The organism is Flavobacterium sp., assembly GCF_039595935.1.
Taxonomy (GTDB): Bacteria; Bacteroidota; Bacteroidia; order Flavobacteriales; family Flavobacteriaceae; genus Flavobacterium.
In genome coordinates this window covers 2,599,294-2,615,971 of sequence record NZ_JBCNKR010000006.1, presented here as the reverse complement: position 1 = coordinate 2,615,971, position 16,678 = coordinate 2,599,294, and the positions used below count along the sequence as shown (strand labels likewise).

Below are 16,678 nucleotides of genomic sequence, written 5' to 3'. Positions count from 1 at the left end.
CTCGCAAAATATTTTAAGCTAACATTTTTCAAAACAAATAAGAACACAAACAATTAATAATCAACACAATAAATCTTATGTAAAATATTAAAATAAATGCACAAAAAAAGCTCTGATTTCTCAGAGCTTTATATATTATTTTAGGTGAATTCTAAATATTATTCAGAAACTTTGCTTTTAACAACTAATCTGAATCCTTCTCCGTGAATATTTAAAATTTCAACGTCTTCATCAGATTTTAGATATTTTCTCAATTTAGCGATGTAAACGTCCATACTTCTTGAAGTAAAGTAGTTGTCGTCTCTCCAGATTTTAGTTAAAGCTAATTCTCTTGGCATTAAATCATTTTCATGAAGAATAAGCATTTTAAGCAATTCGTTTTCTTTTGGAGACAATTTAATTGGCTCTTCATCCTGGAAAGTCAGGAATCTAAGTTTAGAATTTAAGTGGAATTTACCAATATTAAATTCAAATTGTACTTGTTCAGCTTTTGTATCTGCAGATTTTCTTTGAATGATCGCTTTAATTTTCATCAATAAAACCTCAGAATCAAAAGGCTTATTCAAATAATCATCAGCTCCTGCTTTATATCCTTTTAAAACATCCTCTTTCATAGATTTTGCTGTTAGGAATATAATTGGCACTTCACTATTCTTTTCTCTAATTTCTTTTGCTAAGGTGTAACCATCTTTATAAGGCATCATTACGTCAAGAATACATAAATCATATACATCTTTCTTGAATTTTTCGAAACCTTCCATACCGTTTTTAGCTAAAGTAACTTCAAAGTCATTTAACATTAGATAATCTTTAAGAACCGCCCCAAAATTTAGGTCATCTTCTACTAAAAGTATTCTTTTGTTATTATTTTCCATATTTTAATTTATTAATGGTATTTTTATTATAAAGGTGCTACCCTTTCCTTTTTCACTTTCAACATATACTTGACCATTATGGTCCTCTACAATTCTTTTTACATACGCAAGACCTAAACCATGACCTTTTACGTTATGAAGGTCTCCGGTATGTTCTCTATAAAATTTTTCAAACACTCGTTTTTGAGCTATCTTACTCATTCCCAACCCATGATCTTTTACTTTTATCAAAATCATGTCTTTTACATTTTCTGTAAAAATTTCAATTTCAGGAGTGTCAGGAGAATATTTTATAGCGTTTTCTAAAATATTAACCAGAACGTTTGTAAAATGAACTTCATTTATCAAAGACGTTGTTCTTGCTGCATTATAATGTTTTACTACAGTACCTTTTCGATCTTCTAAAATTAGGTTTACGTGTTCGATTGCATCATCAATTACATCTGTAACTACGGTAGGTTCTTTTGTAATATCAAGCTCTCGTTTTTCTAATTTAGAAATACGCAGTACGTTTTCAACCTGAGCGTGCATTCTTTTATTTTCATCCCTAATCATTTGAAGATAGCGATACACTTTTTCTTTATCTTCAATAATTCTCGGGTTCCTTATAGCATCAAGTGCTAAATTTATTGTTGCAATTGGAGTTTTAAACTCATGCGTCATGTTATTAATAAAATCCGTTTTGATTTCAGAAATATGTTTTTGACGCAGTAATTGATTTAATGCACTTGTATAAGCAACTATAATAATTAACGTAAATACTATTGATAAAATGGTAATACTTAATAATTCTGATAATAAAAATTTCTTTTTATTTGGAAAAGTTACCGACAGCTGATACCTGCTATTCCCTTCATTATCAGTAAAAATCGGAATATTATATGTTGCTTCTTTATCGTAGTGAAATCCATCCGATTTAATTTTGGTTGGAACGCCGCTACTGTAAATTCCGTATTCAAATTTTGTTTTAACACCGTACTCCTCTAACTCCTTTTTTAAAAGCTTAAAAATTTTGTCTCTTGTAACTCTGCCTTCAATTGGTGTTAAAGATGCAATGTCTTTATACTGAATCTGCTGTTGAACTTTATTTAAAATATCTAAACTTCCAGATTTTTCAATCTTAAGATCAGGTATTATACTTTGTCCTAAACTATTATTATCAATACCATTGTTATTATCATAAACTTCTGTTACTCTTTTAGAACTGAAATTTTTAAATCTTTCACTGCTGAATTTTTTATTAAAAACAGATCCGTTTATATCATAATCTTCAGAAGTCAGTGTATTTGAATAAACAATAGTTTTATTTGTTTTTGTATTTCTTTGTACAAACAATACTTCAAGTAAATCTTCTTTTTTAGGAATTTTACCCGTACTGTCTTTAATGCGGTTGTATTTATCGTAAAAGCTGTATTCTTCCTGCTGTTCTAATTTGTCAGCAACATTTCCGATAACTTGAGTAACGTGGTATTTAAACTGTTCTTCATTATTTTTAAATGAAGAATTGAACCAAAATACCTGTACCAGAATTATCCCGATCAAGGATAAACTCATCAATAAAACAAGTATTCTAAAAAATAATTTATTCATCGAAACAAAATTAATATTTTAACAATATACTAAATAATACATTAACCAAATATTAACATTTAAGACTGTTTTTGTTTTATTTTCAAAATTTTAAGAATTTCAGCCACTTCTTCTCTGGCAATTTTAAGATTACTGTTATTAATAACAAAATTGCTTAAAGAAATTCGTTTTTCATCATTCCATTGCATTTTCATTCTGCTCAAAACTTGCTCACGTGAAGTATTATCGCGCTTCATCACTCTTTCAATTCTAATTTCTTCCGGAGCGGTAACGGTTACTATATAATCAAACTCTTTGTATTTTCCGCTTTCAAACAAAATAGCGGCTTCATATACTACAAAATCCTGTTTTGCATTTTGTGTAAGCCAGGACTGAAAATCTTTTTTTACAGCCGGATGAACTATGGCATTTAACTTTGCCAGTTCGTCTGCATTATTAAATACTATTTCTGCTAATTTTGCCCGATTCAAAACATTATTTTCAAAGAGCGAATCTCCAAAAGAAACTTTTATCTGATCTGTAATTTCTTTTGACTGCATTATTTTTTTAGCTTCGTCATCAGCAATATAAACAGGAATTCCAACTTCTCTAAAAAAGTCAGCGATTGTTGTTTTACCGCTTCCTATTCCGCCGGTTAAGCCAATAATTTTTGTCATACTATATTTTAAAAAACATACGTGGAAAAGCTTCCTGAGGTTTTTTCTTCAACAGAATCACTTTTACAAAAGATTCTAAAAAGCCCGTTCCGTAACCATAAAATTGTTTCCAAACAGCAATTACTGATAAATAACCTATTTTGATACTTCTATTTTGAATACTTGCTGTAAGAAAAATAATAACGAAATATACGAAATATAATTGTAATAAAATATCAATATTAAAAATTAATAGTAAAAAAGCTATCAATAAACCGAGAATAAAAACAGTAGGAAAAAAGAAAGTCAGCTTATTATGTTCTGGATACCAGCTATTTAATATAGGTCTTGCTATACCAAATTTTTTCACCTGAATTGAGAATTTTTCCCAGTCGATTCTACGTTTATGATACACAAAAGCCTCAGAAAAGAGTCTGGTTTCAAAACCTAAATTCCATAAACGGATAGATAAATCAGGATCTTCACCCGGATGAATGTTGCCAAAACCTTTTGAAGCTTCAAATGCTTTTTTTGAAATCCCCATGTTAAAGCTTCTTGGCTGAAACTTATTAATCTTTTCAGAACCGCCTCTAATCCCGCCGGTTGTTAAAAAAGACGTCATTGCAAAATTGATTGCTTTTTGAATGCTCGAAAAGCTTTTTAATGCTTTGTCAGGACCGCCAAAACAATCCACATATTTTTCGTCTAACGCCTTGCGAACCTCAGTAAGATAGTTTGGAGGAATTATACAGTCTGAATCGAAAATGATAAAATAATCACCTCTCGCCTTCTGCATTCCAAAATTTCTTGAATCTCCAGGACCCGAATTTGGTTTAAAATAATAAGATATATTTAATTTTCCCTGATACGTCATCACTACATCTTTGCAGGGAATTGAAGATCCGTCTTCAACAAGAACAATTTCAAAAGGTTCTTTGTAATCAGATTTTGTAAGACTTTCTAAAAGTTCATCAACTTCATCTGGACGATTATACACTGGTATAATTAAAGAAAAAATCATAGCGGGAATGCGGTTTTAAGTGGAATATTCTGAGCTTTAAAAATTTCAGCAAAGATAGGTTATATTCATAAAAAAACCACCAACTTTTGGTTGATGGTTTTCGTTGTAAGATATATGTTTTTATTTGATACTATCAATGTTAACTACCTCATTAGCTTCTGCTTTGTAGTCAACTCCATCAAATTCAAATCCAAATAAATTTAGGAAATCATTTCTGTAACCTGCTAAATCTCCAATAGCTGGCAATGTTTCAGTTGTTGCTTCTTTCCAAAGTTCAGCCACTTTTGCCTGAACATCATCACGCATTTCCCAATCGTCGATTCTGATTCTTCCTTTTTCATCAACAGGAACATCTGAACCAGTATACAATCTTTCCTGGAATAAACGCTGAATCTGCTCGATACATCCTTCGTGAATTCCTTCTTCTTTCATTATTTTATATAAAAGAGAAATATACAACGGAATAACCGGAATTGCAGAACTTGCCTGCGTTACTAATGCCTTATTTACAGAAACATACGCTTTTCCTCCGATAGATTTTAAGTTATCAGAAATTGTAAATGCAGTAGCTTCTAAATGATCTTTAGCACGACCAATTGTACCTTTACGGTAAACTGCTTCTGTTAATCCAGGTCCGATATAAGAATAAGCTACTGTAACAGCACCTTCTGCTAATAAATTTTCATTTTTCAAAGCCTCAATCCACATTGCCCAATCTTCTCCACCCATTACAGCAACTGTGTTTTCAATATCTTCCTCGTTTGCAGGAGCGATTGAAACTTCAGATACGTTTCCAGTGTGGAAATCTACTGTTTTATTTGTAAATGTTTGTCCAATTGGTTTTAAAACAGAACGGTGTGTAACTCCTGTGTTAGGGTTTGTACGCACTGGCGAAGCTAAACTATATATAACTAAATCAACCTGACCTAAATCAGCTTTGATTAAATCTAAAGTTTCTCTTTTTATTTCGTTCGAAAAAGCATCTCCATTGATACTTTTTGCATATAGACCTGCTTTATGAGCTTCAGTTTCAAAAGCTGCAGAATTGTACCAGCCTGGAGAAGCTGTTTTTCCTTCAACGGGTGGTTTTTCGAAAAATACTCCAATTGTAGCCGCATCAGATCCAAAAGCGCTTGTAATTCTTGAAGCTAATCCGAAACCTGTTGAAGCACCAATAACTAATACTTTTTTTGCTCCGGCAATTGCACCTTTTGATTTGATATATTCAATTTGATTTTTAACATTTTGCTCAGCTCCCTTTGGGTGGGCAGTCAAACAAATAAATCCTCTCATTCTAGGTTCTATAATCATACTCTTTTTATTTACTCATAAATTAATCATTATCAAGATAAATGACTACTTATGCAGGTTTTGTTTAATTATTTTTCGATGACAAATATAAAGTATTTCTTTAGTTCAACAAGGCTTTGGCGTGATTTAAAGCCGAATCTGAAACGACTGCTCCAGACAACATTTGAGCAATTTCTATAACTCTTTCGTCCTGAGACAGTAGTCTTAATTCTGAAAGCGTATCATCATCAATTGTAGCTTTAGAAACTTTAAAATGCGAATCGCCTTTTGCAGCAATCTGCGGTAAATGGGTAATGGCAAAAATCTGCATTTTAGTACTCATTTCTTTCATGATCTCTCCCATTCTAATGGCAATTTCTCCTGAAACCCCTGTATCAATTTCGTCAAAAATTAAGGTTGGTAATTTTGAATATTGTGCCAAAATTGCTTTTACTGCCAGCATAATACGTGACATTTCTCCGCCCGAAGCTACTTTTTTCAATAATCCGAAATCAGTTCCTTTATTGGCAGAAAATAAGAATTGTAATTCATCTTTTCCGTTTTGGAAATAGGTTTCAGATGGTAAAAGTTCCATATTAAAACGAACGTTTGGCATTCCTAATGTTTCTAAAATCGATATTAATTGATTTGATAAAACCGGAATTGCATTTATTCTATTTTGATGAATGGTTTCTGCAAAAGCATCTAATTCATTTGCTTTTTGTTCGATTGATTTAGACAATGTTTCGATTTCTTCTTCGATATTATCTAACTCCAGAAGTGTATTTCCTAAATCGGCCTGAATTTGAAGTAATTCTTCTACCGTATTAACGTGATGTTTTTTCTGCAGATTAAAAATTAATTGCAGTTTTTGGCTTACCAATTCTAATTGTTCCGGATCATTTAACAACTTCTCCGAAGCGTTTTGAAGTTCTTTTGAAATATCATCAAATTCAATTGATATACTCGTGATTCTTTCAAACAGATTTTGATATTCTGTCGAAAATGGCGCAATTTTCTGTAAAGCAGTTTTAATTTCATTAAGATTATGAAATACTCCAAACTGTTCTTCGTTTGCTATTACAAGAGACTTATCGATTGATTCTTTGATAATTTCAACATTATTAAGTTTCTCAAAATCAGATTCTAATTCTGCCTGCTCTCCGGATTTCAATTTTGCAGCAACCAATTCATTCAACAAAAATGTATTGTATTCCTGCTCTTTTCCTGAATCGCTTTGTTTTTTCAGTAAAGCATTTAATTTTGATTTATCTGATTTATAAACTTTTAATAAGTTCTGATAAGTCGAAATTGTTTCTGCATTATCAGCTATAGCGTCGATTATTTTAAACTGAACGCTTTCATCAGACAATTCCTGAGTTTGCTGCTGTGAATGAATATCTATTAAAAAGAGACTCAAATCCTGCAGCTCCTGTAAATTAACAGGACTATCGTTTATAAAAGCACGCGATTTGCCTGATGGTAAAATTTCGCGGCGTATTATCGTTTCGTCTTCGTAATCAAGATCGTTTGCTTCAAAAAACTCTTTTAGATTGTATTTTGAAATTTCAAACTGTGCTTCGATCACACATTTTTCTTCTTTGTTTTTTAAAGATGTAAGATCAGCTCTTTTTCCTAAAACGAGCCCAATTGCACCTAAAATAATCGATTTACCAGCACCCGTTTCACCTGTAATTATCGAAAATCCTTTTGAAAAATCGATCGAGAGTTTTTCAATCAGGGCGTAGTTTTTAATTGACAGTGAAGTTATCATAAAGGGGAATATTATAAAATAAAAGTGCTACGAAGAAAATAAAAAAAATTAAGTTATTAAAACTTAATTTGTGACCATTTTGTTGAGTTTAATGGTGAAACTTTATTTAATACATCGGTTAAATCCGTAACTGGAATACTTGGACCACCGGAAAAAATGGATACGATCTCATCTGATTTTGCATCAAAAAATACTCTGGTTAAAAAAGCATTTGGCCTAACCGAATTTACTTTTGCAATTAACATTAAAGAAGATTTGACTTTTTCTTTTGCTGTTTTTAAATCATTGCTCATTGTATCTAAACCTGTATGATATAAAAAAGTAGTCTGACGCAAATCTGTATACATTGGAGAAAGCATATCATTTATTAAATAATAACGATTTTGAAGTCCATCAGCCTGACTCCAGCCTTTAAAACCTCCCTGCTGGGCTACACTTGCAATATTTTGAGCTGTTTCAAGATATTGATTTCCTGCTCCACTTTGAAAGGTATCAGCATCCATTCCTAAAATTACATAACTGTAAAATGATACTACAGACACCAAATTTGATTCAAATACTGATGGATTAAACAAAAGCGGTTCATATTCTGTGTATCTGAAATTGAAATCTTTATCATTAAAATTTAGAACCGGCGAAGAATAAGTCGAATTGTAAATCAATCTTGATGACTGAACCTGAATTGTTCCTGTAAACTGATCAGAACTATATGATGACAGCGTAATATACATTGAACAGTTAATTCTTTCATTTTGCTTTAAGGCAGATCCTGTCCAGTCTGTTTTGTTTACAAACTCAGATAAAGCTGTTTGAAGCGTTTTAAAAATCTGTTGATTAGGCGTAGGAAGCCTTTCAGTATTAATAGTTACTGTACAATTTAACTGCTGTGCCTGCGAAAAGCCAAAAATAAAGAATGCTAAAAGTGTAACTATTTTGTTCATACCATTAAAATTTTATTACCAGCAAAAATAGCATAACTATTCTTACTTTTTAGAATATATTTTAAAATTTATGATTTTGAAAAATGCGAAATCACTTTGTTTAAAATATCGACTGCTACAAATTCTTTCGATTTCAATTCCATAGGTTCGATATTAAAATTTTTATCAATAAAAGTTACTTTATTGGTTTCTTTTTTAAAACCGGCACCTTCATCCTGCAAAGAATTTAAAACAATCAAATCTAAGTTTTTTTTCTGGATTTTCAGTTTAGCGTTTTCAATTTCATTTTCTGTTTCAAGAGCAAAACCAACTAAAAACTGGTCTTTTTTTGCTTCTCCAAGAGACAAAAGAATATCTTTTGTTTTCTCTAATTCAATCGAAAATTCACTGGCATTTTTCTTAATCTTTTGCAAAGCCACTTCTTTAGGTCTGTAATCTGCTACTGCCGCCGCCGCAATTGCCACATCCATATTGCTGTAATGTTTATGACATGCGTCGTACATATCCTGTGCAGACATTACATTTATAACTTCAATTGACGAATTTTTAGCTTTTATAAACGTTGGTCCCGAAACTAAAACAACTTCAGCACCAAGCTTTGCCGCTTCATTTGCAATATCAAATCCCATTTTACCGGAAGAATGATTTCCTATAAAACGTACAGGATCTATCGCTTCGTATGTTGGACCTGCAGTAATTAGTATTTTTTTCCCTTTTAATGGCAGTTTGCTTTCTAAATCAGCTTCAAGAAAGGCAACAATATTTTCAGGTTCAGCCATACGGCCTTCACCGGATAAACCGCTTGCAAGTTCGCCGCTTTCAGCCGGAATCATAACATTTCCAAACTGTTTTAATGCATTAAAACTAGAAATTGTTGAAGGATGTTTGTACATATCCAGATCCATTGCCGGAGCAAAATAAACTGGACATTTAGCAGATAAATACGTAGCTATTAACAGATTATCGCAGTTTCCTGATGCCATTTTAGACATCGTGTTTGCTGTTGCCGGAGCTATCAGCATTAAATCGGCCCAAAGACCTAATTCAACATGATTGTTCCATACAGCATCCTCATTATCATCATTAAAGAAACTGGAATATACAGGATTTTTTGATAACGTAGATAACGTTAATGGAGTTACAAAATCCTTAGAAGCAGGTGTCATTATCACTTGGACATGTGCACCTGCTTTGATAAAAAGTCGTACTAATGAGGCTGTTTTATACGCTGCGATTCCACCGGAAACTCCCAGTAAAATCTTTTTACCGTTTAAAACTGACATTGCACTCTATTATTTGTTTGAGCTTCTGTGGTATGTTTTACCATCTAACCATTCCTGAACAGCTAATGCGTGTGGTTTTGGTAATTTTTCGTAAAATTTAGAAACTTCAATTTGTTCTTTATTTTCAAAAACTTCTTCAAGACTGTCATTGTAAGTAGCAAACTCTTCCAATTTCTCAGTTAATTCTTTTTTAATTTCAGAATTAATCTGGTTTGCTCTTTTAGCCATAATGGTAATTGCTTCATACACATTTCCTGTTGGCTCTTCAATAACTGTTTTGTTGTAAGTTATTGTGTTAACAGGAGCATTCGTCTTTTTTAAATCCATGACTTCTTTTTTATTTAGTATATTTTTGTAAATCTGTTTCAACTCTGGCATACATTTCGTCTGCCTCTTTTTTATATTTTGTATCGCTTTTAAACTTAATTAAGTTTTCGTAAGATGTTTTTGCCACATTTAAACGTTCTTCCATTTTTGAAGGAATACTGTTTATTGCCAATTTATATGCAGAATCATATTTATAGAATAAAGCATCTTCTTTTAAGGATGTTCCCGGAAAATCTGCAATAAAATTATCAAAAGCAACTAATGCAGATTTATAATCTGAAATTTCGTTATACCCTTTAGCATTTTCGTATGCTTTCTTTTCTAATTTCCCATTCAAAACCTGTACTGTAGCATTTGCCTGAGGAACATACTCTGAATTTGGATAATTATCTATAAATGCCTGAAGCTTCTCTAAAGCTTTTACAGTATCTGCCTGATCTAAGCTGTAAACCGGTGACAATTTTGAATAACTGTAAGCTCCTAAATAGGCTGCTTCCTGTACTTTTTCACTTCGTGGGTATCCGGAAACAAAACTTTCAAACTGATATCCTGCTAAATAATATTGTTTTGTTTTGTAATAAGACTGAGAAAACATATAAAAAAGTTTTTCAGCCTGAGGTTTACCTCTATAAGTAGGTGCTAATTGTTCAAAAAGACGAATCGCCTTATTGTACTTACCAGCATCATACATTTTTGTCGCTACTTCAAATTTTGCCGCAACATCTTCATTTTTTAATGCTTTTTGATATTCGCTACAAGAACAAAAAAGCGCAGCAACAATTAATAGAGATACTATTTTTTTCATTTTTTTACTTTTATTATGATTTTCTTAGACATTATGCCAAAGTAAAAACCACACCGAAGTTTCGGAGGCAAATTTAGTCATTAATTTAGCGACTGCAAAATAATTTTTTCGGATATTAAAATGCTAACACTTTAACAATTATTTAATGCTGTTTTTTACAAACTCATTTAATCTTGCTGCTAATGACTCATCAACTGAAACTAACGGAAGTCGGACTGTATTTTCTGCAATATTCATAGCCTGAAATACTTGCTTAATTCCTGCAGGATTTCCCTGCTCGAATATCATATCGATACAATCTGATAAAAAGTATTGTGTTTTAAATGCTTCGGCTGCTTTTTTATTAAGCCCTAAACGAATCATTTCTGAAAATTCTTTTGGGTAACCTTGTCCAATTACTGAAATTACCCCTGCTCCGCCAGCTAAAACGATTGGTAAAGCAATCATATCATCGCCTGAAATGATAAGAAAATCTTTTGGTGCGTTTTTGATTAATTTAAGAGCTTGTGCCATATCACCAGCTGCCTCTTTTATAGCTACAATGTTTTCAAAATCATTTGCTAAACGGATAACTGTTGAAGGAAGCATATTACTTGATGTTCTTGCCGGAACATTATACAAAATTACAGGTACAGGAGATGCCTCTGCAATAGCTTTAAAATGCTGATAAATTCCTTCTTGCGTAGGTTTATTATAATATGGTGAAACTGAAAGTATGGCTTCAAATGGAGAAAAATCTCTTGTTTTTAATTCTTCTACAACCTGCATCGTATTGTTTCCTCCAACTCCGAGAACTAAAGGCAATCTTCCTTTATTAACATCAATTACGGTGTTAATAACCAGCTCTTTTTCTTCGTTTGTCAGGGTTGCATTTTCTGCAGTAGTTCCCATAACAACAAGATATTCCACTCCTCCGTCGATAGAAAAGTTTACGATACGCTGCAACGCTTCGATATCTACTGAAAAGTCTTTTTTAAATGGAGTTACAAGTGCAACACCAGTTCCTATTAATGATTGCATATTTTGATTTATAATTTTATTTTATACTTTTTAAATACCTAAACAATTCAGTTATGAAAAGTTTATATTCACTCATTGCTGTACTTATCATCCAGCGGTTTAATTTTTGATCGACTGCCGAAAATCCTATTTTAAATTTCGCCTTTGATTTAGATGTCAACATCATCAAAACCGGGCTTTCGACATCATAATAACTTATCAAAAGATCAAATTCTGTATTGATAAATTCTTCTAAAAAATTTTCTTTTATACGGCCTCTCCAATCGATATGTTTTTTACCGAAAGTAGGTCTTGAATATGTTTTTTTCTTCTTAAACTTACGTCTGTACGCAGCAATTTTTATGTTCTCAGGAGCAATTCCATTCAAAACCAATTCTTGTATTAACTCATTAGAATTGCGAAATTTACTCTCATCAACCAGCAAACCAATGGTTTGTATATTGCTTGTAAAAACTTCGTTTTTGATGGTATTCAAGTTATTTTTTAATGATTTTTTTACAAAAAACTCCTTTATATAATCTAAAAACATAGTACTTTTACGAATTACAAAATTAATTATTTAAGCCGCATTTAAAATGGTAAAACTAAAAAAGTATAACCGATTTTTAAAACTTTTTGTTATATTCTTAACATCAATTTCGATATTTTCTTGCAGTCCCAAGAATTATAACGTAACTAAGGTAGAAGGAAAACAGATTCCGGTAACGGAAAAAAACGCTGAAACTCCTGAAATTGAAAAATTTATTAAACCATATCGCGACCATATTAATAAGGATTTAGACAGTGTTTTAGCATATTGTCCGGAGACTATGGATAAAAGTGTGGGTAAATGGCAAACTACTATTGGATGTCTGCTGGCCGATGCTTGTGTTGAAAGAGGAAATCTTGTTTTTAAAAAACGTGAAAATAAAACAATTGATTTATGTTTATTAAATCATGGTGGTATTCGTGCTACGCTTCCAAAAGGAAATGTTACCACAAGAAGTGCTTTCGAAATTATGCCTTTTGAAAATAACTTAGTTGTATTAGGCTTAAAAGGTGAACAAGTTGAAGAAATTACTGCATATATAATTAAGGAGAAAAAAGCGCAGCCTTTATCCGGAATGACTTTTACAATTGGAAAAGATAATAAAGCAAAAAACATTATGGTTCAGGGAAAACCTCTTGATTTGAATAAAATCTATTATGTTGCTACAAATGATTATCTGGCAAATAGAGGTGATAACATGAACTTCTTTGGTAAAAGTGTCGAAAAATATGATCTGAACTATAAACTAAGAAATGTTTTGATTGATTATTTTAAAGAAGTAGATACAATTCCGGTAGCGAAAGATATTAGAATTACCGAAGAATAAAAAACACCACAAAGACAAACTAAAAAATACCTGCGATTTCGCAAAAAAGATATATCATGAAAAGAAGAGAATTTATCGAAAAAACAGCTGCTAGTACCGCTTTATTAAGTTTAGGTTTATCACTAAGCAGTTTTGAAACAAACGATATTAAACATTTAACGATTCTTCATACAAACGATGTTCACAGCCATATTGATCCGTTTCCGGCTGATGATCCGCGCAATCCAAATAAAGGTGGTGTATCTCGTCGTGCGGCACTTATTGAAACTATTAGAAAAGAAAATCCAAATGTGCTTTTATTAGATGCCGGTGATATTTTTCAGGGAACTCCTTATTTTAATTACTATGGTGGTGAATTGGAGTTTAAGCTGATGAGTATGATGAAATATGATGCTTCTACTATTGGAAACCATGATTTCGACAATGGACTTGACGGTTTACGCGCACAAATGCCGCACGCAACTTTTGAATTTATTAATTCTAATTATGATTTTAAGAATACGGTTATGAACGGATTGGTAAAACCGTATAAAATTTTCAATAAAGAAGGCATTAAGGTTGGTGTTTTTGGTGTAGGAATTGAACTTGACGGTTTGGTTGACAAAAATAATTACCTGGAAACTGTTTATAATAATCCTGTAGAAATTGCTCAGGACATGACCAGAATATTGAAAAAAGAAGAAAAATGCGATTTAGTTATTTGCCTTTCTCATCTTGGTTATAAATACAGAGATGAGGAAAATAAAATTAGTGACTTAAAGTTTGCTGAACAAACGCAGGATATCGATTTGATTATTGGAGGCCATACACATACTTTTCTTGACAAACCTACTATTGTAAAAAATAAGGCTGGCGAAAAAGTATTGGTTAATCAGGTGGGATGCTACGGAATTAATTTAGGTCGTATTGATTTTTATTTTGATAAAAACAAAAATCATACTAATGAAGGAAGATCAATTATTGTATAAAGCTTTTTTCTGCAATTTTGTTTTTTCGAGGAAATATTCTACCATAAAATAGTAAGCTAAAATTTGGGTTATATCCCGAATTAAAACCAGCACTACTGAATATGAAAAGTACTCATTGAAGATGTAGAATATATCTGAAAATATATAACTCACAGCCATTAATGACATTAGGAGCGTTATAAACGTTCCTTTTGTTATATAGCTTACAAAGGAGAAATAACTTATAAAGCTTAAAATTATTCCGTAAATTATATAGATATAACTAAAGTCTTTATTGTTGTCGAATTTCATACTGAGTACTGAAATGAGCAGATAGACAATAAAAATTACTACTATAGAAATTGGTAATATATCTTTTTTTTGCAGCTTGATTTTTTCATGTTCTAATAAGAAAAGCTTCATTATTAAAGCATATACTATAAGAAAACTTATAACAGCACCAATCTCCGAAACCTCAACATCCATCAAATCAAAGACCTGACCAATAAAACAAAATAGAAATATCAAACTTTCTGTTTTTTTAATTTTGAATTCGCTGCTGATTAAAAAATAAATAAAAATGGCAGGAAGAACAATGGCCTTTGCATAAATCGCAAGGAAATCCTGTTCTGTCCAATCAAAGATAATTGTAAACAGTAACGCCAGAAAGAATAAAATTAACGATGGTTTATTAGCCTTCATTTAGTTTAGTTATAAAATCATCTTCAGATATTATAGGTATATTCAATTTACTTGCTTTTTCTAATTTAGCCGGTCCCATATTATCTCCTGCAACAACAAAATCTGTTTTTGCAGAAATAGAACTTACTACTTTTCCTCCGTTATCTTCGATTGCTTTTTTTAATTCGTCTCTTGAAAATTGACTAAAAACACCTGAAACCACAAAGGTTTTTCCGGCAAATTTATCAGTAGCATTTGGATTTACTCTTTCGACAATTTCAAACTGAATGCCGTAATTTTTTAATCGCTCAATAATTACTTTGTTATCTTCGTTTTCAAAAAACTCAATTACACTCTTCGCAATTCTTTCTCCAATTTCATCTACTAAAACTAAATCCGTTAAAGAAGCCTGACTTAAGGCATCTATATTTTTATAATGTTTGGCTAATTTTTTGGCTACGGTTTCGCCCACAAAACGGATTCCGAGCGCAAACAGAACACTTTCAAATGGTATTTCTTTTGATTTTTGAACTCCGTTAACTAAATTTTCTGCTGATTTTTGAGCCATTCTTTCTAAATGCAGAATGTCTTCAACTTTTAATTCATACAAATCGGCGTAGTTATGAACTAAATTGTTCTTGAAAAGTAAAGCAACAGTTTCTCCGCCAAGTCCTTCGATATCCATCGCTTTTCTTGAAATGTAATGTTGAATTCTTCCTATAATCTGCGGCGGGCAGCCATAGAAATTCGGGCAGTAATGATTGGCTTCTCCGGCATTTCTTACCAATTCGGTCTGGCATTCCGGACAATGAGTAATATAATGTGTCACTTCTGAATTTTCCGGACGTTTGTCTAAATCTACAGCAATAATTTTAGGAATGATTTCTCCTCCTTTTTCAACAAAAACGGTATCATTTATTCTGATATCCAGTTTTTCTATTTGATCTGCATTATGCAATGAAGCTCTTTTTACAATAGTTCCTGCCAATTGTACCGGTTCTAAATTGGCAACCGGAGTAATGGCTCCTGTACGCCCAACCTGATAGGATATTGATTTTAATTTGGTTGAAACCTGCTCTGATTTGAATTTGTATGCGATTGCCCAGCGCGGTGATTTTGCTGTATAACCTAATTCATTTTGATAATAACAATCATTAACTTTAATTACAACACCATCTGTCTCATAAGGTAAATTATATCTCTCTTGATCCCATTTTTCAATAAATTTAAATACTCCTTCCATATTTGAAGCAAACTCAAACTCTTTAGGAACTTTAAATCCCCATCTAGAAGCACATTCTAGAGCCTCTTTTTGTGTATTCCAGCACATTTGTTCGCTTGTTGCTCCTGTCAAAAAGTATAATAGACATTCCAACGGTCTTTTGGCAACTTCTGCACTGTCTTTCAATTTTAAGCTTCCGGAAGCTGTATTTCTTGGATTAGAATAAGGTGTTTCACCAATTTCAATCAAATCTTTATTCATTTTTTCGAAACCAGTGAAAGGTAAGATAATCTCGCCACGAATATCAAATTTATAAGGGTAGTCAACTCCTTTTAATTTTTTTGGAACAGTTCTTATTGTTTTAATATTATTAGTTACATCATCTCCCTGAAATCCATCTCCACGAGTTAATGCCCTATGTAATTTTCCATCAATATAAGTTATACTTATTGATGCTCCATCATATTTCAATTCACATACATATGATAATTGTGAATCAATACCTAAAAACTTTTTATTTCTTTTTTCCCATTCCAATAAATCCTCTTTAGAATAAGAGTTTTCAAGAGAATACATTCTATTCTCATGTGGAAAAGTTTGAAATTTATTTACAACAGTCCCGCCTACTCGCTGCGTTGGCGAATCTTCATCAAAAAACTCCGGATGCTTATTTTCTAAATCCTGAAGTTCTTTTAGTTTGATGTCAAAATCGTAATCAGATATTGTGGCATTATCCAGCACATAGTAGTTGTAGTTGTGCTGATTAAGTTCTTCTCTTAAGTTTTGAATGGTTTCCTGAATACTCATAAAGCGGTAAAATAATTCTGATTTTGATTTTAAAATAAACTGAATATCAAAATTAGGATTATTTTTGTTCAAATAACATTAAACACAAAAGTTTTATAAAATCAA

Annotated in this window: 16 protein-coding genes; 2 read left to right on the top strand and 14 right to left on the bottom strand. The window is 31.8% G+C overall.

Features of this window, described 5'->3' with window-relative positions; translation table 11 throughout:
• Window positions 1–158 precede the first annotated feature (158 nt).
• The 12 genes from ABDW27_RS21055 to ABDW27_RS21000 form a co-directional block, all read right to left on the bottom strand.
• Window positions 159–875 carry a response regulator transcription factor gene (locus ABDW27_RS21055; RefSeq protein WP_056205935.1) on the bottom strand — a complete coding sequence of 239 codons (717 nt, stop codon included), beginning with the start codon at window positions 873–875 and terminating at the stop codon, window positions 159–161.
• Window positions 876–878: 3 nt separating this feature from the next.
• Window positions 879–2,465: a HAMP domain-containing sensor histidine kinase gene (locus tag ABDW27_RS21050; RefSeq protein WP_343697695.1), complete on the bottom strand. Its 1,587-nt coding sequence runs from the start codon at window positions 2,463–2,465 to the stop codon at window positions 879–881.
• Window positions 2,466–2,524: 59 nt separating this feature from the next.
• Complete coding sequence (gene coaE / locus ABDW27_RS21045; protein ID WP_343697694.1) at window positions 2,525–3,121, bottom strand: dephospho-CoA kinase; 597 nt, start codon at window positions 3,119–3,121, stop codon at window positions 2,525–2,527.
• Between the two features lies 1 nt (window position 3,122).
• Complete coding sequence (locus ABDW27_RS21040) at window positions 3,123–4,121, bottom strand: glycosyltransferase (protein ID WP_343697693.1); 999 nt, start codon at window positions 4,119–4,121, stop codon at window positions 3,123–3,125.
• A 120-nt stretch (window positions 4,122–4,241) separates the two neighbouring features.
• Window positions 4,242–5,432 (bottom strand): enoyl-ACP reductase FabV, encoded by a 1,191-nt coding sequence (gene fabV / locus ABDW27_RS21035; RefSeq protein WP_343697692.1) that lies wholly within the window; start codon window positions 5,430–5,432, stop codon window positions 4,242–4,244.
• Window positions 5,433–5,532: 100 nt separating this feature from the next.
• A complete protein-coding gene (gene recN, locus ABDW27_RS21030) occupies window positions 5,533–7,185 on the bottom strand; it encodes a DNA repair protein RecN (protein WP_343697691.1) in 1,653 nt (550 codons plus the stop codon).
• Between the two features lie 56 nt (window positions 7,186–7,241).
• Entirely contained in the window at window positions 7,242–8,126 is an 885-nt protein-coding gene (locus ABDW27_RS21025; RefSeq protein WP_343697690.1) for a DUF4835 family protein, read from the bottom strand.
• A 68-nt stretch (window positions 8,127–8,194) separates the two neighbouring features.
• The gene (gene coaBC / locus ABDW27_RS21020) at window positions 8,195–9,409 is read right to left on the bottom strand and encodes a bifunctional phosphopantothenoylcysteine decarboxylase/phosphopantothenate--cysteine ligase CoaBC (RefSeq protein WP_343697689.1); all 1,215 of its coding nucleotides are present in this window, start codon (window positions 9,407–9,409) and stop codon (window positions 8,195–8,197) included.
• Window positions 9,410–9,418: 9 nt separating this feature from the next.
• Window positions 9,419–9,736, bottom strand: coding sequence for a DNA-directed RNA polymerase subunit omega (locus ABDW27_RS21015; RefSeq protein WP_008463064.1), 318 nt, complete (start codon window positions 9,734–9,736; stop codon window positions 9,419–9,421).
• A 10-nt stretch (window positions 9,737–9,746) separates the two neighbouring features.
• Window positions 9,747–10,541: an outer membrane protein assembly factor BamD gene (bamD, locus tag ABDW27_RS21010; RefSeq protein ID WP_343697688.1), complete on the bottom strand. Its 795-nt coding sequence runs from the start codon at window positions 10,539–10,541 to the stop codon at window positions 9,747–9,749.
• Window positions 10,542–10,679: 138 nt separating this feature from the next.
• Window positions 10,680–11,561 (bottom strand): 4-hydroxy-tetrahydrodipicolinate synthase, encoded by an 882-nt coding sequence (gene dapA / locus ABDW27_RS21005; protein ID WP_343697687.1) that lies wholly within the window; start codon window positions 11,559–11,561, stop codon window positions 10,680–10,682.
• A gap of 16 nt (window positions 11,562–11,577) precedes the next feature.
• Window positions 11,578–12,036 (bottom strand): hypothetical protein, encoded by a 459-nt coding sequence (locus tag ABDW27_RS21000; RefSeq protein WP_343697686.1) that lies wholly within the window; start codon window positions 12,034–12,036, stop codon window positions 11,578–11,580.
• 100 nt (window positions 12,037–12,136) lie between these two features.
• Between ABDW27_RS21000 and ABDW27_RS20995 the strand changes: the two genes are divergently transcribed.
• Both ABDW27_RS20995 and ABDW27_RS20990 read left to right on the top strand, forming a co-directional pair.
• Entirely contained in the window at window positions 12,137–12,916 is a 780-nt protein-coding gene (locus tag ABDW27_RS20995; RefSeq protein ID WP_343697685.1) for a 5'-nucleotidase, read from the top strand.
• Between the two features lie 56 nt (window positions 12,917–12,972).
• Window positions 12,973–13,884, top strand: coding sequence for a metallophosphatase (locus ABDW27_RS20990; RefSeq protein ID WP_343697684.1), 912 nt, complete (start codon window positions 12,973–12,975; stop codon window positions 13,882–13,884).
• Here the strand turns inward: ABDW27_RS20990 and ABDW27_RS20985 are convergent.
• Together ABDW27_RS20985 and ligA are read right to left on the bottom strand one after the other, a co-directional pair.
• Window positions 13,870–14,565 (bottom strand): hypothetical protein, encoded by a 696-nt coding sequence (locus ABDW27_RS20985; protein ID WP_343697683.1) that lies wholly within the window; start codon window positions 14,563–14,565, stop codon window positions 13,870–13,872. The genes ABDW27_RS20990 and ABDW27_RS20985 overlap by 15 nt on opposite strands.
• A complete protein-coding gene (gene ligA / locus ABDW27_RS20980; protein ID WP_343698147.1) occupies window positions 14,555–16,573 on the bottom strand; it encodes an NAD-dependent DNA ligase LigA in 2,019 nt (672 codons plus the stop codon). Before ligA ends, ABDW27_RS20985 begins: the two co-directional genes overlap by 11 nt.
• Between the last annotated feature and the right edge of the window lie 105 nt (window positions 16,574–16,678).

Coding starts and splice junctions, on each gene's coding strand:
- ABDW27_RS21055 (WP_056205935.1), bottom strand. CDS start 875: ATGGAAAATAATAACAAAAGAATACTTTTAGTAGAAGATGACCTAAAT.
- ABDW27_RS21050 (WP_343697695.1), bottom strand. CDS start 2,465: ATGAATAAATTATTTTTTAGAATACTTGTTTTATTGATGAGTTTATCC.
- coaE (WP_343697694.1), bottom strand. CDS start 3,121: ATGACAAAAATTATTGGCTTAACCGGCGGAATAGGAAGCGGTAAAACA.
- ABDW27_RS21040 (WP_343697693.1), bottom strand. CDS start 4,121: ATGATTTTTTCTTTAATTATACCAGTGTATAATCGTCCAGATGAAGTT.
- fabV (WP_343697692.1), bottom strand. CDS start 5,432: ATGATTATAGAACCTAGAATGAGAGGATTTATTTGTTTGACTGCCCAC.
- recN (WP_343697691.1), bottom strand. CDS start 7,185: ATGATAACTTCACTGTCAATTAAAAACTACGCCCTGATTGAAAAACTC.
- ABDW27_RS21025 (WP_343697690.1), bottom strand. CDS start 8,126: ATGAACAAAATAGTTACACTTTTAGCATTCTTTATTTTTGGCTTTTCG.
- coaBC (WP_343697689.1), bottom strand. CDS start 9,409: ATGTCAGTTTTAAACGGTAAAAAGATTTTACTGGGAGTTTCCGGTGGA.
- ABDW27_RS21015 (WP_008463064.1), bottom strand. CDS start 9,736: ATGGATTTAAAAAAGACGAATGCTCCTGTTAACACAATAACTTACAAC.
- bamD (WP_343697688.1), bottom strand. CDS start 10,541: ATGAAAAAAATAGTATCTCTATTAATTGTTGCTGCGCTTTTTTGTTCT.
- dapA (WP_343697687.1), bottom strand. CDS start 11,561: ATGCAATCATTAATAGGAACTGGTGTTGCACTTGTAACTCCATTTAAA.
- ABDW27_RS20995 (WP_343697685.1), top strand. CDS start 12,137: ATGGTAAAACTAAAAAAGTATAACCGATTTTTAAAACTTTTTGTTATA.
- ABDW27_RS20990 (WP_343697684.1), top strand. CDS start 12,973: ATGAAAAGAAGAGAATTTATCGAAAAAACAGCTGCTAGTACCGCTTTA.
- ABDW27_RS20985 (WP_343697683.1), bottom strand. CDS start 14,565: ATGAAGGCTAATAAACCATCGTTAATTTTATTCTTTCTGGCGTTACTG.
- ligA (WP_343698147.1), bottom strand. CDS start 16,573: ATGAGTATTCAGGAAACCATTCAAAACTTAAGAGAAGAACTTAATCAG.